This window comes from Pseudoalteromonas sp. SR41-4 (assembly GCF_014163985.1).
GTDB classification, from domain to species: domain Bacteria; phylum Pseudomonadota; class Gammaproteobacteria; order Enterobacterales; family Alteromonadaceae; genus Pseudoalteromonas; species Pseudoalteromonas rhizosphaerae.
This window is the reverse complement of record NZ_JACJEI010000016.1, coordinates 53,136-71,822: the sequence shown is the minus strand read 5'-3', so window position 1 is coordinate 71,822 and position 18,687 is coordinate 53,136. Positions and strand designations below refer to the sequence as shown.

Sequence of the window (18,687 nt, the reverse complement as noted above, 5' to 3'; positions counted from 1 at the left end):
CTATGCTTAAATTTATCGTCAAACTCCATCCTGAAATAGCCATTAAAAGCCGTTCTGTGCGAAAACGTTTTACTAAGTTGTTAGAGAACAACATTAAAATTGTATTACGCAAGCTTGACGAAAAAGTACAAGTACAAAATAACTGGGACAATATATCCGTCGTAACTAAATTAGATGACGCGCAAATGCGTATTGATTTTATCGATGGCTTACAACGGATCCCAGGTATCGTGCAGTTTATTGAAGTGACCGAAACTAACTACGAAAACCTGCACGATATTTACGAAAAAGCGCTAGATATGGTTGGTCACACTGTTGTTGGCAAAACATTCTGTGTGCGTTGTAAACGCCAAGGTAAGCATGATTTTACTTCTACCGATGTAGAGCGTTATGTGGGTGGTGGGTTAAATCAACACGTCGATGGCGCCAGCGTAAGACTGAAAAATCCTGAAGTAACTATTCGCCTTGAAATTAAAGATGATAAAGCTTACGTAGTAACGCACACTCATCATGGTATGGCCGGTTTCCCATTACCAACGCAAGAAGATGTCTTGTCGTTAATGTCAGGTGGATTTGACTCGGGCGTTGCTAGTTATCAAATGATCCGTAAAGGCGCTCGTACGCACTTTTTGTTCTTCAATTTAGGTGGTGCAGCGCACGAGATTGGAGTTAAACAAGCCAGCTACTATATCTGGAAGCAGTTTAGCTCAACCCATAAAGTTAAATTTATCAGTGTTGACTTTGAGCCCGTTGTTGCCGAAATTTTAGAAAATGTTGAAAACAGTCAAATGGGTGTAGTTCTCAAACGTATGATGATGCGTGCAGGCAGCCAAATAGCTGAAAAAATGGGGATTCAAGCGCTTGTTACCGGTGAGAGTCTAGGCCAAGTTTCAAGTCAAACATTAGCCAACTTAAGTGTGATTGACCGTGTTACCGAAACGCTTATATTACGCCCGCTGATCCAACACGACAAACAAGAAATTATAAACATCGCTCGTAAAATCGGCACCGCAGAAATGGCCGAAACTATGCCGGAATACTGTGGTGTGATTTCTAAAAAGCCTACAGTTAAAGCTAAAATTGCCGTAGTAGAAGCTGAAGAGCAAAAGTTTGATTTTGATGTGCTCAATACTGTTATTGAAAACGCACGTATTATGGATATTCGTGACATTGACGTCGAAGCTAAACAAGAGCTAAAAGAGGCAGAGTCAGTTTCTGATTTACCAGCTGATGCAGTTGTTGTTGATATTCGCTCGCCGGAAGAAGAAGATGCAGCACCGCTTGAAATTGATGGGATAGAAGTTGTGCATTTGCCATTTTTCCGCTTAGCGACCAAATTTGCAGACCTACCGCAAGACAAAGACTACTACTTATATTGCACTAAAGGTGTAATGAGTCAGCTACAGGCGCTTATTTTACATGAAAATGGCTTTGCCAATGTTAAAGTTTATCGCCCGTAAGGTTGATAGTTATTAATAACAAGCGCGAGTTAAATCGCGCTTTTTTTATGTCTGATAGCATCGAGTAAAGATTGATTGTGAGGGGTATTAATACCTAGTTGATTACCTTTTTGGCAAATATAACCGCACATCGCGTCAATTTCTGTGATGCGATTATGGGCGACATCTTGATGCATTGATGAGTAATTGTTTTTGGTATCACTCATCACTTGATAGGCGTTCGCTAATGCTTCAGCAAGTCGCACATTAATACCTAGTTTATTTGCTACGGTACACGCTTCGTTTAAGATATTTAAAATTATGCCACTAAACTGTGGTGCAGTCAGTGCGCCATTTTTCACATTGTGCAGCGCACTGAGTGGATTAATAGCAATATTAACGAGTAATTTTTCAAAGCGTAATTGTTGTATATTATTTGTGGTTGTTAATTCAGGAATAGCGTTTAGTAGATTTTTAACTTCAGCGAGTTGTGTTTTTGCTTGCTGGTTACAATCACCTAAAATGCTGCTCCCGATACCAGTATGCAACACACTAAAAGGTGCATCTTTGTAGCCCGCTAAACGTGTTGTTAAAAAATATAGTCCTTGTTGTTTTGTAAGTTCGCTATTTATTTCATCTACATTACCCATGCCATTGTGAGATAAAATCAATTGGCATTGAGCGCTTAAAAAAGGCTTTAGTTGCCTAAATGCGGTGGCAACTTGATATGCTTTAACAGTAAAAATAACAACATCGACTTGGCCGTGCTCAGATAATTGAGTCAGGTTTGTCAGTTGGCAATTAATTGCTTGTTTTGGCGCGTTTGCTTGTTGATAAAAACGAGGTTCGTCAATAGCATGCTTGGTAAGTAGGGTAACCCTGTGCTGTTGACTCAAATAATGGCTATAGAGCAGCCCAATGGCACCATCGCCAACGACGAATATATTAGCCATTTTGATTCTTTTTAAAACGAGAATAAATACCGAACAACAAAAAGAAACTAGCAGCCCCAGAAAAGTCAGCAACAACATCAGCAACAGATGCGCTACGATAAGGGATTGTGCTTTGCATTAGCTCAATAGCGATGCCATAAAATGCTAATAACACGAGGTGAACGAATACAGGTAGCTTGAACGCTCTGACCATGACGGCTGCCAGAACAAAGAAAATAATAAAATGCACTAACTTATCTAGATGAGGCAGTGACGATACCCCAACGCCCCTAAAATCGCGGGCAAACAAAAAGGTAAATACCAGAATACTGATTAAAAATAGAGTTTGATAAACACGCCGAGTCACGAAAAATCCTAAATCGTTTAAAAATAGAACCGCAGTATATCAAACAAATTTCGTATCGCACCTGAACAAAGCATAGAAAAGTGTAAAGATTTATAAAATTTATATAGTATAATTATCGACAATATAAATTTGAATTAAAAATATCTTGTTAGGAGAGACTTATGCCTTCATTTGACATTGTTTCGGAAGTCGAAATGAACGAAGCAAAAAATGCTGTTGATAACGCTAACCGTGAACTTGAAACTCGCTTTGACTTTAGAGGCGTTGATGCGTCAATAGAGCTTAATGATAAAACCATTAAACTAAAAGCAGAAGCTGATTCACAGGTTATGCAGTTGTTTGATATTTTAGCGAGCAAAATATCAAAACGCGGTATGGACGTATCAAGTTTAGAGCTGCAAGATATTTCACGTGCGGGAAAAAATGTTTACCGTAATGTTGCGCTAAAGCAAGGTATCGAAAAAGATATGGCTAAAAAAGTCGTTAAAGCCATTAAAGACTCTAAAGTAAAAGTACAAGCCGCGATCCAAGGCGAAGAAGTACGTGTAACGGGTAAAAAGCGTGATGACCTACAAGAAGCCATGCAAGTAGTGCGCAGTGCCGATTTAGGGCAGCCATTTCAATTTAAAAACTTTAGAGATTAGAAAGCTAGGAGCTAGGTTTCTAGGTGCTAGAAAAAGCCAAATTGCAGCAATGTAGTTTGGCTTTTTTAGTTTAGAACTTATGATTATTCCTAGAACCTAGAGTGTTTAGATGTATAGCCGTCCATTGACTTTTGTGCTTAAAATAATCACAATAGCGACCTATTTTCAAGGTGCTTGTGGTTACTTTTCAAGGTTGTTGATTAAGTAAAGCAAGATAATCGGGAAGTTGGTGGCGTTTATAGGATATAAACGAAGTCCAACACTGCCCCCGCAACGGTGATACATACTTTTAGCTAAATTTATTAGCAAGTTATGTTAAGTCCGGAGACCGGCCTTGAAGTCAATTTACTATCACTTGTGCGGTGGGCGCGGGTCAGGGGATATCATGTTAAACAAATCTACTCTATGCGTAGCAATTGCCGCTGCGTTGTCTTTTTCTGTGTCTGCAGAGCAATCAATAGAACGCCTGACGGTAACCGCTAATAAATTTGAACAATCAATTACTGATGTACTTGCCAGTGTAACTGTTATTGAGCGCAGTGATATTGAAACAAGTAATGTCCGTGATTTACCGAGTTTACTAGCAACCCAAGTTGGTTTTCAAATAAATTCCAATGGTGGCTTTGGGCAAAGTTCTGGCGTGTCACTTCGCGGTTCAAGCTCGCGACATACACTTATTTTGATTGATGGCGTACGTACGGGCTCTGCAACCCTTGGTTATAAATCAATTAGTAATATTCCTCTTAATTCAATAGAGCGCATTGAAATTGTTAAAGGCTCTCGTGCTGCAGTTTATGGGTCTGACGCGCTCGCTGGTGTGATCAATATTATTACTCGTACAAAGGAATCCGTCAGCCTAGATGCAACATTTGGTACTGATGCTTATCAAAATTATCAAGTCGCAGGTACAACGGTAGTTGATGCTGTTAAAGCGTCGTTTAATGCTGGGTTTGAAAAAACGGATGGCTTTGACGTATTGCAAGGCGTAGCATCGGATGAAGATGGTTATGAGAACAAAAATTTAGGATTTAATATTCGCTATGCAGATGAGCTGTTAGGTGAGCTTAAAGCGCTGGGTCAATACAGTGAAGGTAATGCACAATACGACAATGCTTTCTCGCCTATTGATAGTATCGTAGAAAATAATGAATTTGAAAATTATCAGCTAGGGCTGGATTGGGATAAATCCTTTACCGATCATAAGCACTCAATTAATGTTGCTATTGCAACCGACGATTCTGACAACAAAGGCTATGATTACACTGGTGCGATTATTACTAATAGTTATAAAACAAAACGTAAACAATTTGATTACCACGGCAGTTATAATGCAAGCCAAGTTTTAACCGTTAATGGCGGGCTTAATTGGTATAAAGATGAAATATTTACTAATGGTAAGGCTTATCTAGCGGATAGCAAAGTAGCTAAAGCTGCATTTCTTGGGGGCTATTTTGATGATAATAAATTCATTGCAAATTTAGCATTGCGTTTAGATGATGATGAGCAGTTTGGTAATGAAACAACTTACGCCGCAGCTGTTGGTTATCACTTAAATAAGCGTGCAACACTTCGATTGAGCCAAAGCACGGGCTTTAAAGCGCCAACATTTAATGATCTTTATTTTCCTGACCCTTTATCTCCAGGTAATCCAAATTTAGCACCAGAGACATCAACTAACCAAGAGTTAGGTTTGAGTTTAGACTTTTCTCAGGCAAAGCTTGATATATCAATATTCAGAAATAATATTGAAAACCTAATTGCATGGGCACCTAATGCAGCTGGTAAATGGCAGCCAGAAAATATAAATGAAGCACGCCATGAGGGTGTTGAGTTTAGCTTGGCCAAAACAGTACTTGGTTTTGATAATCAGTTTAATTTTACTTATTTAAATGCTGAAAATACCGAAACGGGTGTAGCACAAACTTATGTTTCACCACGTACTGTGAACTGGTCTGTTGCGAAGCAGTGGGGCGATTTTGATGCCGGTTTTGATATGCAGTACCGTAGTGATCGTCAAGGTAAAGTAACAGAGCTTAGTTCTTATACGTTATGGAACTTAACTGCAAATTATCAATTTAACAGTGCGCTTTCATTTTCTGCTCGTGTTGAAAACTTATTTGATAAGCAATACAACGCGGTTGACTCAAGTATGGATTATGCAACTGGCGAAGTGTTTTACTACAATACAGTTGACCGTCGCTTCTTTGTTGGCGTAAGTTACCAGCTCTGATCTCGTTCTAGCTTAAATAAAAAAGCCCGACACTTTTGTTTGTCGGGCTTTTTTATATTCAGATGAAAATGCTTATTTAGCACTTTGCTTAGTTTACTAAAAACTGTTTATAGTCTTTCTCAAACTTTTTCAGCTTAGGTGCTATCAATAAACTGCAATAGCGTTGCTCAGGGTTTTCGTTGTAGTAGTCTTGGTGATACTGCTCTGCTGGGTAGTAAGTGGTTGCAGGGCTAACTTCAGTGACGATATCTTCGCGTATTTGGCTTTGTAATTTTGCAATATATTGATTAGTTTGCGCTTGCTGCTCGCTATCATGATAATAAATCACACTTCGATATTGGGTGCCTATATCATTACCTTGGCGGTTTAGCTGAGTGGCATCATGCAGGGTAAAAAACATCGCCAGTAAGGTCTCATAGCTTATCTGGCTACTGTCAAACTTAATCTGTACAACCTCTGCGTGGCCGGTGAGGCCAGTGCAAATTTGTTTATACGTAGGCTCAGTTGTTTCGCCGCCAGTATAGCCAGAGCTTACTTGTAAAACGCCTTTCACGCGCCTAAACGCGGCATCAATACACCAAAAGCAGCCACCACCAAATGTTGCAGTTTCATTTGTTATACTCATTTAGTTGTTCCTTAAAGCTGTTAAATTACACGGATTATCTAGCGTAACAGAAGAACGAGCAAGGAGGTTTATTATTTCATTTAATTACGGCAGGGAAGTGTGTTGAAGTGAAAAGTAGCGTTGCTATGGGTTTGCAACGCTACGATGAGATTAAAGCTCTTTTAGCGGCCTTTCAGCTTCTTGTTGGTTGAGCTTTTGTTGTAAAAACTCAGGAGACTGAGTATTGCGAGCCAGCGCATAGTACGCCGCAGGAACAACAAATAGCGTAAGTATGGTTGCGACAATAACACCAGTAAACACCACTACACCAATTACCATACGGCTCTCTGCACCAGGGCCTGAGGCTAGCACTAGTGGCACCGCACTCATTACCGTAGTCAAAGAGGTCATAATAATTGGTCGCAATCTTTGGGTTGCTGCTTGTAAAATAGCTTCACTAAACTCTACGCCTTTATCGCGCAATTGATTGGTAAATTCGACAATCAATATACCGTTCTTAGCACTAAGACCAATCAGCATTACAATGCCTATTTGGCTGTAAATGTTTATGGTTAGTCCTGCAACCCATAAACCAAACATTGCGCCCATCAAACCCAGTGGCACAGTGAGCATGATCACAAAGGGGTGCATAAAGCTTTCAAACTGAGCGGCTAAAACTAAGAAGGTAACAGTAAGCGCTAGAATGAAAACATACGTCATCGCTGAGGCACCTTCATAATATAATTGCGATTCACCTTTATAATCAATGGCGCCATCAATTTCGTTTTCTTCCATTGCCACTTTATTTAAAAAGTTAAGCGCTTCTTCAAGGGTATAACCATCGGCGAGGTTAGCGCTCAAAGTAATAGCACGCATTCGGTTGTAACGATTTAGCCTTGATGCAGTGGCTTCTTCTTTTAAGCTAATTAAGCTATCTAGAGGAACCAGTTCATCACTGCGTGATTTTAAGTAAATATTTGATATATCGGTAGGATCAGCAAAGTCAGCTTTAGTGCCTTTTAAGATCACATCGTACTCTTCACCACGGTCAATAAAGGTGGTAACACGGCGTTGGCCTAACATGGTTTCAAGGGTGCGGCCAACATCCGAAACTGAAATCCCTAAATCCGCCGCTTTGTTTTTATCGATACTGATCAAAAACTGCGGGAAGGTTTCTTTGTAGTCATGGTCAATACGCACCAGTCCTGGGTTTTTCTCTGCACGTTCAATGATCCGGTCTCGCCAATCAGCTAATTGTGCATAATCATTACCTTGCAGGACAAACTCAATGGGCCGTGATGAGCCACCGCCACCAATACCACGGCGCATAATAGCAAACGCGCGCACATCGGTGACTTCAGTCATTTTTGCACTGATCTCATCCATTACTTCCCAAGTTGAACGTTTACGTTCATCCCAGTCTGCCATACCAACAATTGCCACACCACCGCTGCCACCCCAGCCAGGAACGCGTACCAGCACTCGACTTAGTTCGCCCGCTTCGGAATAAGGCATTAAACGTTCTTCAATTTTTGCCATGTTGGCGGCGTTATTTTCATAACTTGCCCCTTCAGGGCCACTCATCATGATAAAGAAAGTACCACGGTCTTCTTTTGGCGTAAGTTCTGAAGGAATTTGTTGGAACAGTAAATAACTAACAAAACCAGCCAGCAGTAGGGTGATTGTTAAACCACCTGAACGCGTCATATTTGAGCGTAAAGAGTTTTTATAACTTTGCTCAATCTTACTAAAGATACGGTCCATCCATTGGCTGAATTTACTCTCTTTTGAGGATGGTTTAAGTACTAATGAACACAACGCTGGCGAGAGTGTTAATGCGGTAATGCTTGAGAAGAATACCGCGGCGCTGACGGCCATCGCAAACTCGGTAAATAATGCGCCGATACGGCCATCCATAAATACCAAGGGGACAAACACCGAGATCAGCACTAAGGTGGTGGCAATAATTGCAAAGCCAACCTCACGGGCGCCACGATAAGCGGCTAGTAGGGCAGGTTCGCCCAGTTCGATACGCCGGTGAATGTTTTCTAGCATTACAATCGCGTCATCAACAACCAAGCCAATTGCTAGCACCAGCGCCAGTAGTGTCAATAAGTTAATTGAGTAACCCATCGCCAATAAGAACATAAAGCTACCGACCAGCGCAACTGGGACTGTTACCGCTGGGATCAAGGTGGCGCGAATGTTCCCTAAAAATAAGAAGATAATTAATACCACCAAGGCCATAGAAATAGCCAAGGTTCTGTAAACCTCGTTAATTGATTCTTTAATGAATATTGACGAGTCGTAGCTGTCTTGAATAGTGGTGCCTTCTGGCAGGTTGCGTTTGATTTTTTCAAGTTCAGCACGGGCATTATCAACCACGGTAAGTGTATTCGCTTTAGCTTGTTTAACAATACCAAGGCCAACCATATTGCGGCCATTACCTCGGAATAAGCTTTCATCGTCAGCGGCTTCTAATTTTACATCAGCGACTTCACCAAGACGAACTAAGTAACCATCGTCGCCACGTTTAATTACTAGGTTTTGAAAATCACGCTGCTCTTTGTAACTACGCGCTGTTCGAACTGTAAAGTCACGGTCGATAGATTCTATCTCACCTGCAGGTAGCTCAACATTTTCAGTTCGTAGGGTGTTTTCTATGTCACTACTGGTTATGCCACGAGCAGCCATTGCTTGGCGGTTGAGCCAAATTTTCATGGCATATTTACGTTCACCACCAACACGTACATTGGAAACACCATCTACCACAGCTAAACGGTCGACAATAAAGCGCTGTGCATAATCAGACAGTTGCAATGAATCCATTGTGTCGCTATTGAGTAAAAACCATGCAATAGGGCTTTCATCACTGTTAGATTTAGATACTTCTGGCGGGCGTACTTGCTCAGGTAGACTATCAAGTGCGCGCGCTACACGTTCACGGACATCGTTTGATGCGGCATCAATATCACGGCTGATATTAAACTCAATGGTAATATTTGAGCGGCCATTTCTACTTGATGAATTAATGCTTTTAATGCCTTCAATACCGGAAATACGGTTTTCCAGCACTTGGGTAATTTTTGTTTCAATGATCTCGGCTGACGCTCCCGTATATTCAGTGCTTACACTGACTATGGGTGATTCAATATCAGGATATTCGCGCAGCGGTAACATCGAAAAAGCCACTAAGCCAAAGGTTAGTAACAGTAGGTTAATTACAATTGCAAAAACGGGACGTTTGACACTGGTATCAGTAATTTTCACAGTTTACCCCTTCACAGTAACTTTGCTGCCTGAGCGAATTTTAATAATTCCTTCAGTAACAATTTGTTGCCCATTACTAATACCTTCATCAATGGCAACCCAACCATTGTGACGACCTGCAACGTGAACCTCTACTTTAGTGGCTATTCCGTCTTCAATTTGAAAAACATAATGTTTATCTTGTTGTGGGATCACCGCTTTCTCTGGCACCATCATCGCTTGATTCGAGCTAAGTTGTAACGCGGTCTTGAGCAACATGCCAGGGCGTAATAAACCACTTTTATTCGCGAAGCTTGCTGTGACTTCAACACTGCGGGTGATTGAATCAATCCGAGCACTAACGTGCGTTACTTTACCGGTGAAGGTTTTTTCAGGGTAAGCATCATTTTGGGTCATTACTTTCATGCCAACGTTTAATTGCGCAAGGTATTTTTCTGGGACTTTAAAATCGACTTTAATAATGCTTATATCATCTAAGCTTGTAATAATTGTGCTGTTATTTACATACGCACCTACTGAGATCTGACGCTTACCTAAAATACCTGAAAAAGGCGCGATAATAGTCATTTCAGATAATTTTGTTTTGGCGTTTTCAAGCTGAGCTTCGGTTGCATCAACGCGAGAAAGTTGCTCTTCGAGTAATGACTTTGCAGTTGCTTGTGAGCGAGAAAGCTCTGTTAAGCGTTCAAGTTGACGTTTTTCTTCGCGTAAGTTGATTGCCAGCTCTTTAACAGTGAGCTCTTCTTGCTGCGATTGCAATTGTACGAGCTTTTGACCTTTACTGACTAAATCACCGTCTTTGAAATAAATGTCAGTTACGTAATCATTTTGTGCGCTTTGTATATAAATTGCTTGATTAGCGCGGGCACTGCCGATAGCCTCAATGAGGACAGCATTTTCTTCACTTGCAACAGTGTGAGCGGTTACTTGCGTTGCATTAACTGTGAAGTCAGATTGCTCACCTTGGCTGCTTGGTAAATAAAGATAAACACATAGCCCCAAAAGTAGAGTAATAATAAATGGAAAGAGCGCTTTGCCAGATTGCTTTGCATACATTGTTAAAAATACCGGAGAATTAATTGCCTCTAGTGTACAAAATTACAGCGTGAATTGGCGGCCGCGTATCTCATAAATCTGTCGGTTAGGCGTAAAAGTTCAGTTGTTTTTCATTTTGTTCCCATTTTATGTTTGTGTGTGAGAGAGTTATGAAGTTAACGAGCAAATGTCCGCGTTGTATGAAAATACGTAAATTGATAATTTGGGCTATAATTATGTACGCTTTTTATATTGTTTTTTATCGTTATGGTTAAACGCAAAAACGCTGTTTTGAAATTGCGTGCGCAAGGTGCGCGCAATGGTATTGAAACTCTCACTGTCGGTGCGGTTGGGCTTTTATTTATAATGCTAGTTAATTTACTGCGGCCCGACGAAATTAGCATTTTCGAAATTTTCTTGGTGAGTTTATGTTTGGCTGCCATTTTTGTTGGGTTTTTAAAAACCCAAGAGCCATTTTACAGTTTAGTTATTACAGAAAAGGAGCTTACTTACCAGCATAAGTATGGCTGCTGGTGTGTTAAGCAAGAAAATCTAAATTACAGTGGTATTCCTAAAGTAGAACAAGAACTTGAGCAACTTGAGTTAAATGCTGTAGGTATCAAACTTAACGACACCGATGAATTTTTATTACAACTAGGACCAAGAATTGCAGGTAAATTATTGATCGAACAACGACATTTATTTATGCAAGTAATTCAAAAACATTGCAAAAATGGCAATTGCCCATCAGAATGGTCAGTTGAGGATAATCATTACACTTCTGTGAATGGTCGCAGTTTTAATGGCCTTATAGCCATGTTTGCTAATAGAATGCGACATCTACGACAATTAACAGGATATGACTTACTGTTACCAGCAAGTGTATTGGATAGAAGTATTTGGGATTTTAGCCACAGCTTAAATGCATGGCGGAATAACCCAGTAGTATTTATTGAATCTCAATTAGAGAGTAAGACGCCTGAAAATAGGCGTTAGTTAGTAGGATGAAGCGATGAGTCAAGATAGATCTTTTATTAAAAGTGGCAGAAATACCATAATCCATAAAGATAAAAAACTCGATTTAGTGATCGTGAATTCTGAAGTGCACCCAAAAATAAAGGTAACTCAACATGGTTTAGAACCATTCAAAGAAGAGTTGCCAAAAAACCGTCGTGAAGCTAAAGAACGCTATTTAGAAATGGTCTATGTTGGCAGTGTAGACGTATTTGGTGAAGAGAAGCGTTTACTGTTTATTCAGGCGTTAGATGGCCGTGAGTATAAGATAGATTATAGTAAAATAGGCACAAAGTTATTTGTCCGTATTCACCAAGATAGCTATTTATAACATCCTCTCTTTTGTATCTGGCATTGTTGTTGCTTAATTTATTGATTGGCGTGGCTATTAACATTAAGGCTATGTAATTTCAGTTTTAAATGAGGAATCAGTGCATGAAATCCCCCTTGATAGTTTTACCGTTATTAGCTGTATTGACAGCATGCGGTGGCGGCGGAGGCGGCAACGATAATCCCGTGGTTGCAGCATCCGTTTTTGCTGGCGATGATCAGCGCATTATTGAAAAAAGTGAATTTACTATTGAAGCCAAAGGTTCGCCTGTTGATGGTACTTTTACGTGGCAGCGAGTAAGTGGACCAATTATTGACAGTTTCCCCCTTGATGGTGCACTACAAACAATTACCGCCCCCGATATTAAAGCAAACAGCGAATTATTATTGCGTGTTAGTTATCAAACCACAGATGGTCAATTAGTAAGTGATGACTTACTGATCGAAATTGAGTCAAATAATCAGCTTCCTCAGGTTATTGTTACTCAAACTTCACCCGAAACACTGCCTTCTGATTATAAAGATACAATTACCTTAAGTGGTGCCAGCTCAGTTGATCCGGATGAAAATGGCCAAATTAATAGCTATAACTGGCAACAAATTGCAGGACCAACGCTTGCTGTAGATAGTAATAGTAATGCAACAATTAGTTTCACTCATCCGTTACTTGATACCAACACGCAGATCACTTGGCTGTTAACAGTTGTCGATGATGAGGGGGGAGAAGCAAGCACGCAATATTCACATACCTTAAATAAAACCAGCGATGTGATTATTGCCAATGCTGGTATTGATCAGAGTGCTATTGAGCTGGAAAAAGTGACCTTAGATGCTACAGGTTCAGAAACAGTAACAGACACCTTTAAATGCTATTGGCAACAAATATCTGGCAATGCAATACTTGATAATCAGCAACAATGCATTACCTCTTTTACTGCACCAGCGACCGAAGCGGTTAACACGCATACCTTTGAAGTAACCGTGACTGATAGCAAAGGGCGCACAGATACAGACACCGTCAATATCGTGGTTAAATCAAAACCGCTTGGTTTGCTCAATGATACCGGTATGGATAAATGTTACAACAACACCCAAGAAATAGCCTGTACGAGCCCTGACTTTCCTCGCCAAGATGCTGTTTTGGGTCGTGACAGCGTCGCAACTACACATATAGAAAAAGTCGGTAAAGGTGAATTGGCTTTTGATTTTACTAAATTAAATGAGTTCGCAGATGAACTGAGTGATTCTGCAAGCAACTTTAGTTGTATTCGCGATAACGTAACGGGTTTGATTTGGGAAGTAAAAAGCCCTAATACAGGCACTTTGCCAAATACGGCGTTGCGTGAAGGTCAAAATCACTACACATGGTATTTAAATAGTGGCGATGGCGTACAAACGGGGAGTGTACAAGGGACACCGAATAGTACTTGCCCAAGTAGTAGTAACTGTAATTTGCAGGTGTATATTAATGCCGTCAATACACTCGATTATTGTGGTGGTACCAACTGGCGAGTGCCTACTTACACAGAGTTATTAACGCTACTTAATTATGGCAAGCATGGACAATCAATATTACTTGATGAGAATTATTTTCCTAATACGCCTAATAGCAACTTATTAGAGGATGGACTAATTTATTGGACCTCACAAACTTCGGCCGATGGTACCAGTTTATCGCAAGCGTATGTTTTTGATATGAGTAACGGCAATGATCTGGCTTATCCAAAAGGTAATACCGCCTTTGTGCGCTTGGTTAGAACTGCAGGAGCATCGCAATGAAATCATTATTAGTTGGCTTACTGCTACTTAGTCCTGCCGTGATGGCTGTGCAGACTTGCTACACTGGTGTGACCGAAACAACACCCGCAACCCGTTTTACAGTTAGTGTTGATGGCACCGTTAGCGACAGTGTAACCGGGCTAATGTGGCAAACCTGTAGTTATGGACAAGGTTATGATGTTGCCACCAACAGCTGTATTAATAGTGCTGTAAAAGTAAATTGGCAAGAGGCGCTAAGAGCCGCAGTGAATGACCGAACAGGTGCATATACAGATTGGCAAGTACCTAATAATAAAGAGCTTGCTAGTATTTTAGAGCACAGCTGTGTTACCCCAAGTATTAATCAGTCTGTATTTTTAGGTAATAAAAGTGAAAACTATTGGACAAATACTTCAGGTATTGCCGATAAAACTTCAGCTTGGGTATACACCTTTGACAGAGGCCTTAACAGTTTGCACGATAAAACCTCATTTGTGTACCTACGTCTAGTACGTTATGAAAAGTAGCTAGCTTAGTTAATTGAAATACTGCTGCAATATCTCTAACCGCGCTTGTTCTAGCGCGGTTTTTATTGCTGCGCCCTTAATGCTTTGCGTAATAAATTGCTGCGGGTTAATTGCTTTAGCTGCTTTGGTTGCTGTTAATAATTTTTGATTAGCCAGTGATGCTGCTTGGTTAATCTCAACGGCTTTAAGAACTGCCTCGAACCGTTCAGGGCGGCGCCATAAATCGAGTTGATTGCAGCAACGGAGTAGTTGCTGTGCGGTGATTGTTTGGCTACTTAAGGTTGCTTGGTGGGCATTAAGTTGTAATGCCAAATCGCGTACGTCATTTGGTAAACGAATAGTTTGACTGAGAATTTTAATCTCTTCTTGCGTCAATGATGCAGTGGCTTGTGCAAACAATAATGCCTGATCGGTTATATTTTGGCTTTGTGCGTAAGCGTAACGGTTTTTTAGTTGTTGATATAACTCATCGCTCCAGTTACCTGCTAAGGCAGGGCTGATTGCACTAAGCGCGCCTAACTGCGCTAAAATATTCAAAAACTCAGCAAATGCGCCATCCGTTAATGATTTTTCACATTCTAGCCAAATCCGTTCTGCGGTGAGTGTTTGTAACTCACCTTGGTTGATCATCTGTGTTAGCAATTGCTGGGTTTCTTCGGCAATCGTAAAACCAAGATAATGATAACGAGCTGCAAAACGGGCAACGCGTAATATACGTAGTGGATCTTCGCTAAATGCCTCAGATACATGGCGCAAAATGCGGTTGTCTAAATCTTGCTTGCCGCCATAAGGGTCAATTAAGTTGCCATCTTGTGCTTTTGCAATAGCGTTAACGGTTAAATCGCGGCGGCGTAAGTCGTCTTCTAAGGTAACATCTGCTGAAAACTCGCAGACAAAGCCCGTGTAACCTTGGCCTTGTTTTCGCTCGGTACGAGCTAGTGCGTATTCTTCTTTAGTTTTTGGGTGTAAAAAAACGGGAAAGTCTTTACCAACTTGTTGATAGCCTTGTTTGATCAGTTGCTCAGGAGTTGCACCGACCACCACATAATCGCGTTCTTTGATGATTCGCCCTAATAGCTCATCACGAACTGCTCCACCGACCAAATAAACTTGCATAATTTCCCCTGAATATTAACTGTGCAAACTATTTTACGTTATTTAGCTAATAAAACGCTAACAAGGTTTTCACTTACGCTGTTTTTTTGCCATTATAGGCCGTGATTTAATCAGTAAGGAAATTTAGGGTGTATTTAAGCTATTTTGGCTTGTCAGAGAAACCGTTTTCAATCGCGCCAAATCCACAGTACTTATTTTTAAGCGAACGCCATAAAGAAGCGTTGGCGCATTTAACTTATGGCTTAGGTGAAGCCGGTGGGTTTGTATTGTTAACCGGTGAGGTGGGAACAGGGAAAACGACCTTAACCCGCAGTTTGCAAGAGCAGTTACCTGAAAACACGCAAGTGGCGTTAATCCATAATCCAGCACTGTCACAATTGGAACTGTTAGCGAGTATTTGCGATGAATTTCATATTGTTTATGACGAGCAAAATGCGACGTTAAAAACCTTAACTGATGCAATTAAAAAGCATCTTGAAGCGAATCATCAAGCTGGTGGCCACACTATTTTGATTATTGATGAAGCTCAGCTTTTAGCCCCTGACGTGCTAGAACAGCTTCGTTTATTAACTAACATAGAAACAAACCATAAAAAATTACTACAAATAGTATTGGTTGGTCAGCCAGAATTACAGGCTTTATTAAAGCGTAATGAGTTGCGTCAGTTAGCGCAGCGGATCACTGCTCGTTATCATTTACTACCGTTAACTGAAGGACAAACTTTTGCTTACGTTAAACATCGTTTGTATGTTGCAGGTTGTGATCGGGGACTATTCTCAAATGATGCGTTAAAAACGATTCACTTAGTTACTGCAGGTATTCCGCGTTTAGTAAATTTATTATGTGAACGCTGTTTAATGGGAGCTTTTTCTAAGCAGCTAACGATGATTGATAGTGATATAGTAATGCGCTCAGCACAAGAAGCGTTACCGCCGAGTGCATTAAGTTCCATTAGCATAGAGCAGCAGTCGTCGTTTAATTGGCTCTATCCGTTGGCATTTTTAACTGTGCTCAGTCTGGGTATTGGTTTGTCGTTCATTCTTTAATTAATGGTCATATATGTCGTATTTATTAGATGCCTTAAAACAATCAGAACAACATGATGAAGCGTCAGCACATGACAGAAACGCTGAGCAATTAAAACAGCAGCAAGAACTACAGCGTTATCGTTTTATTGCGATTTCGCTTGGCTTGTTGGTTGCTTTTTTACTGACCTTGATGGCAGGGTTTTCAATTGGTAAATGGTTACAAAAAAATCATTTAAATACCCCTGAACAAATGGTAACGAGTGTTCAGGATCAATCAGTGGAGCCTGCTAATGACAAAACACCTGTGCCTGCCACAGTGAAGCCTGAGCAATCGATACCTGTGCAAACAAATCCAGTACAAACTAGCCCAGCGCAAGTTGCTAGCACGCAGCCGATGTCTCAGCCGCAATTTGTTCAACCTCAGCAATACCAACAAGCAACAGGGCAATATCAGTGGGTGCAAGTGCCAGTAAATACTGCACCAGCTTATCCGCAAGGTCAGCCAATACTGGTGCAAACACCTAATGGTTATCAGCAAGTATATGCAGCGCCTCAGCAGCAATATAATCCTAATGCAGTGCAAATGCAGCCAATGATTAACAATAGCGCTAGCAATATCGATATGAGTAAATACAAAGTATTGGGGAAGCCTCTTGGCGAACCGACTAGTGAGAAATCAAAGCCGGTTGCAACGGTAAGCGATGAAGAACTTGAAACTGTGCCAACGGCGCTTAAAAATGCCTTTGCTCGCGCTATCGAAGATACTCAAAGCACCCAATCTCATCAAGTAACGCAAGGCACTAAAAATTCATCTTATGCTGAGCCGATTGAGTTACTACCTGATGCTTTGTTGGCATTGATGCCAGAAATTAAATACCAAGCGCATATTTACTCATCATCACCTGATAAACGTTGGGTTAAGCTCAATAATCGGGAGTTGTATGAGGGGGATAGCATTGGGGACTTAAGAGTATTAGAGATCACTCCAGAGCAAACGGTGCTGAGCTTTGATGATTATGAATTTAGCTTAAAAGCGCTGCAAGATTGGCCCGAGTGAAGATTAGATAGCTACTTCGCGCAGGCCAATTTCGTTTTCGGCGATTATTACGGCAAAATTGAATTTTTGAAAAATCTAATTAAATCAATGTTGAAATCCGCTGGTTTAATGGCGGATTCTAACGAATCTTGAGTTCGGTTGTGCGCCAGATCTATATCTTGAACTTGTGTGTAGTGAGCGTGTTTTGCATTGTAAAAAGTTTTCACTTGAGGTTTAAGAGGGCTGCTAGGGTTGCTTTTGGTCACTAGGCCGACTTTTTGACTCGACAGTTTAACTAACGTGCCAACTGGATGAACGCCAATACACTGAATAAATTTAGTCAGTAACTCGCCATCAAAGCTATCTGGACAACCGTCTTTGAGTATTTTAAAGGCCTTGATTGGCTCCATGCCGGCCTTATAAACACGCTCTGCGGTAAGTGCGTCATAGACATCAACAATCGATGCCATACGCACGTACTGGCTTATTTCATCAGCTCGCTTGCCAAACGGGTAACCCGTGCCATCTAGTCGCTCATGATGAAAGCCTGCAATATCGACAGCAATGCCTTTAAGGCCCGCCAGTTCTAAAATTTCTTTACTAAAGCGCGCATGATCCTGAATCACTTTATATTCTTGATCGGTTAACTTACCCGGCTTATTAAGAATGTCATCCGGTATCTGAATTTTACCAATATCATGTAACAGCGCACCGGTGGCAAGTTCTTCAATAAGCGCTCGTTCAAAACCTAAGTGTTTGGCAAAAATACTGATTAAGATCGAGACGTTGATCGAGTGTTCTAGTAGGTAGGCGTCTTTTTCACGCATACGGGTGATGCATGCTAGGGCATCTTGATTACGAAATACCGAATCAATAAAGCCGCTAGCTAATTCTTTAAAGGGGGTAATATCTATAGTGTTACCGGCTTTTATATCGGTAAATGCTTTGCTTTGCAGTTGTTTTGCTTCGCTGTAGAGCTTAAATGCTTTGTCCATCTCTTGCTCAACACTGTGTGTTGTAGACCAAGGATCACGTTGTTTTGGCGGTTCAACCTTTATATCGTTTGTTGTGGCAGTAGGACTGAGTTCAACGATGGTTTTATCAGGATCAATTTCAACTTCTAAGATACCGGCTTTTATAAGTTGCTGCACGCCTGCTTGCGTTTTTACCCAACCTTGGTTTTTGATTTTAATTTTACCCGTTTGTTTAGTTACGCTATGCACAAACATACCTGGTATAAGCTGAACGATTGGGATAATTTTCAATGTGTTTACTTCATAATAAATAACATACTACAAAGTTAGCAAAATTCTTACTGGATAAGTAGTAAAAAGGGCGCTAATTAGCGCCCTTTGTT

General features: G+C 40.8%; 16 protein-coding genes and 1 riboswitch. Of the genes, 9 read left to right on the top strand and 7 right to left on the bottom strand.

Annotation, left to right across the window (positions count from 1 at the left end; translation table 11 throughout):
* The first annotated feature begins 2 nt into the window (after nucleotides 1-2).
* A complete protein-coding gene (gene thiI / locus H5180_RS13875; protein ID WP_182758412.1) occupies nucleotides 3-1,460 on the top strand; it encodes a tRNA uracil 4-sulfurtransferase ThiI in 1,458 nt (485 codons plus the stop codon).
* A 29-nt stretch (nucleotides 1,461-1,489) separates the two neighbouring features.
* Here the strand turns inward: thiI and H5180_RS13870 are convergent, their stop codons facing one another.
* Nucleotides 1,490-2,392, bottom strand: coding sequence for a ketopantoate reductase family protein (locus H5180_RS13870; protein WP_145235140.1), 903 nt, complete (start codon nucleotides 2,390-2,392; stop codon nucleotides 1,490-1,492).
* Nucleotides 2,385-2,738 (bottom strand): VanZ family protein, encoded by a 354-nt coding sequence (locus tag H5180_RS13865; RefSeq protein ID WP_145235143.1) that lies wholly within the window; start codon nucleotides 2,736-2,738, stop codon nucleotides 2,385-2,387. The genes H5180_RS13870 and H5180_RS13865 overlap by 8 nt, the downstream gene beginning before the upstream one ends.
* A 161-nt stretch (nucleotides 2,739-2,899) precedes the next feature.
* Between H5180_RS13865 and H5180_RS13860 the strand changes: the two genes are divergently transcribed.
* Together H5180_RS13860 and H5180_RS13855 are read left to right on the top strand one after the other, a co-directional pair.
* A complete protein-coding gene (locus H5180_RS13860) occupies nucleotides 2,900-3,382 on the top strand; it encodes a YajQ family cyclic di-GMP-binding protein (RefSeq protein ID WP_145235145.1) in 483 nt (160 codons plus the stop codon).
* A gap of 173 nt (nucleotides 3,383-3,555) precedes the next feature.
* Nucleotides 3,556-3,734, top strand: a riboswitch (cobalamin riboswitch).
* A gap of 33 nt (nucleotides 3,735-3,767) precedes the next feature.
* A complete protein-coding gene (locus H5180_RS13855) occupies nucleotides 3,768-5,612 on the top strand; it encodes a TonB-dependent receptor domain-containing protein (protein ID WP_182758411.1) in 1,845 nt (614 codons plus the stop codon).
* A gap of 88 nt (nucleotides 5,613-5,700) precedes the next feature.
* On the opposite strand, the gene msrA is transcribed toward H5180_RS13855, so the two are convergent.
* From msrA to H5180_RS13840, 3 genes are all read right to left on the bottom strand, one after another.
* Nucleotides 5,701-6,237, bottom strand: coding sequence for a peptide-methionine (S)-S-oxide reductase MsrA (msrA, locus tag H5180_RS13850; protein ID WP_182758410.1), 537 nt, complete (start codon nucleotides 6,235-6,237; stop codon nucleotides 5,701-5,703).
* A 150-nt stretch (nucleotides 6,238-6,387) separates the two neighbouring features.
* Nucleotides 6,388-9,486: an efflux RND transporter permease subunit gene (locus H5180_RS13845; RefSeq protein WP_145235151.1), complete on the bottom strand. Its 3,099-nt coding sequence runs from the start codon at nucleotides 9,484-9,486 to the stop codon at nucleotides 6,388-6,390.
* 3 nt (nucleotides 9,487-9,489) lie between these two features.
* Nucleotides 9,490-10,542: an efflux RND transporter periplasmic adaptor subunit gene (locus tag H5180_RS13840; protein WP_182758409.1), complete on the bottom strand. Its 1,053-nt coding sequence runs from the start codon at nucleotides 10,540-10,542 to the stop codon at nucleotides 9,490-9,492.
* Nucleotides 10,543-10,788: 246 nt separating this feature from the next.
* Between H5180_RS13840 and H5180_RS13835 the strand changes: the two genes are divergently transcribed.
* The 4 genes from H5180_RS13835 to H5180_RS13820 all read left to right on the top strand — a co-directional run bounded on the left by H5180_RS13835 (nucleotide 10,789) and on the right by H5180_RS13820 (nucleotide 14,150).
* Nucleotides 10,789-11,517 carry a DUF2982 domain-containing protein gene (locus tag H5180_RS13835; protein WP_182758408.1) on the top strand — a complete coding sequence of 243 codons (729 nt, stop codon included), beginning with the start codon at nucleotides 10,789-10,791 and terminating at the stop codon, nucleotides 11,515-11,517.
* 16 nt (nucleotides 11,518-11,533) lie between these two features.
* A complete protein-coding gene (locus H5180_RS13830; protein ID WP_145235156.1) occupies nucleotides 11,534-11,866 on the top strand; it encodes a hypothetical protein in 333 nt (110 codons plus the stop codon).
* A gap of 104 nt (nucleotides 11,867-11,970) precedes the next feature.
* A complete protein-coding gene (locus H5180_RS13825) occupies nucleotides 11,971-13,644 on the top strand; it encodes a DUF1566 domain-containing protein (RefSeq protein ID WP_145235158.1) in 1,674 nt (557 codons plus the stop codon).
* On the top strand, nucleotides 13,641-14,150 hold the full coding sequence (locus tag H5180_RS13820; protein ID WP_145235161.1) for a DUF1566 domain-containing protein: 510 nt from the start codon (nucleotides 13,641-13,643) through the stop codon (nucleotides 14,148-14,150). The genes H5180_RS13825 and H5180_RS13820 overlap by 4 nt, the downstream gene beginning before the upstream one ends.
* A gap of 9 nt (nucleotides 14,151-14,159) precedes the next feature.
* Here the strand turns inward: H5180_RS13820 and H5180_RS13815 are convergent, their stop codons facing one another.
* Nucleotides 14,160-15,266, bottom strand: a complete 1,107-nt coding sequence (locus H5180_RS13815) for a tRNA nucleotidyltransferase (protein ID WP_182758407.1) — start codon at nucleotides 15,264-15,266, stop codon at nucleotides 14,160-14,162.
* 128 nt (nucleotides 15,267-15,394) lie between these two features.
* Between H5180_RS13815 and H5180_RS13810 the strand changes: the two genes are divergently transcribed.
* The gene (locus tag H5180_RS13810) at nucleotides 15,395-16,312 is read left to right on the top strand and encodes an AAA family ATPase (RefSeq protein WP_182758406.1); all 918 of its coding nucleotides are present in this window, start codon (nucleotides 15,395-15,397) and stop codon (nucleotides 16,310-16,312) included.
* A 13-nt stretch (nucleotides 16,313-16,325) separates the two neighbouring features.
* On the top strand, nucleotides 16,326-17,351 hold the full coding sequence (locus H5180_RS13805) for a general secretion pathway protein GspB (RefSeq protein ID WP_182758405.1): 1,026 nt from the start codon (nucleotides 16,326-16,328) through the stop codon (nucleotides 17,349-17,351).
* A 47-nt stretch (nucleotides 17,352-17,398) separates the two neighbouring features.
* Here H5180_RS13805 and H5180_RS13800 read toward each other — a convergent pair whose 3' ends face one another.
* Entirely contained in the window at nucleotides 17,399-18,595 is a 1,197-nt protein-coding gene (locus H5180_RS13800; protein ID WP_182758404.1) for an HD-GYP domain-containing protein, read from the bottom strand.
* Nucleotides 18,596-18,687: the final 92 nt, after the last annotated feature.

Excerpts from the sequence above, each read along its gene's own strand:
- H5180_RS13805 (WP_182758405.1), top strand. The coding sequence starts at position 16,326 with ATGTCGTATTTATTAGATGCCTTAAAACAATCAGAACAACATGATGAA.
- H5180_RS13855 (WP_182758411.1), top strand. The coding sequence starts at position 3,768 with ATGTTAAACAAATCTACTCTATGCGTAGCAATTGCCGCTGCGTTGTCT.
- msrA (WP_182758410.1), bottom strand. The coding sequence starts at position 6,237 with ATGAGTATAACAAATGAAACTGCAACATTTGGTGGTGGCTGCTTTTGG.
- H5180_RS13815 (WP_182758407.1), bottom strand. The coding sequence starts at position 15,266 with ATGCAAGTTTATTTGGTCGGTGGAGCAGTTCGTGATGAGCTATTAGGG.
- H5180_RS13830 (WP_145235156.1), top strand. The coding sequence starts at position 11,534 with ATGAGTCAAGATAGATCTTTTATTAAAAGTGGCAGAAATACCATAATC.
- H5180_RS13860 (WP_145235145.1), top strand. The coding sequence starts at position 2,900 with ATGCCTTCATTTGACATTGTTTCGGAAGTCGAAATGAACGAAGCAAAA.
- H5180_RS13840 (WP_182758409.1), bottom strand. The coding sequence starts at position 10,542 with ATGTATGCAAAGCAATCTGGCAAAGCGCTCTTTCCATTTATTATTACT.
- H5180_RS13835 (WP_182758408.1), top strand. The coding sequence starts at position 10,789 with ATGGTTAAACGCAAAAACGCTGTTTTGAAATTGCGTGCGCAAGGTGCG.
- H5180_RS13870 (WP_145235140.1), bottom strand. The coding sequence starts at position 2,392 with ATGGCTAATATATTCGTCGTTGGCGATGGTGCCATTGGGCTGCTCTAT.
- H5180_RS13825 (WP_145235158.1), top strand. The coding sequence starts at position 11,971 with ATGAAATCCCCCTTGATAGTTTTACCGTTATTAGCTGTATTGACAGCA.
- H5180_RS13820 (WP_145235161.1), top strand. The coding sequence starts at position 13,641 with ATGAAATCATTATTAGTTGGCTTACTGCTACTTAGTCCTGCCGTGATG.
- thiI (WP_182758412.1), top strand. The coding sequence starts at position 3 with ATGCTTAAATTTATCGTCAAACTCCATCCTGAAATAGCCATTAAAAGC.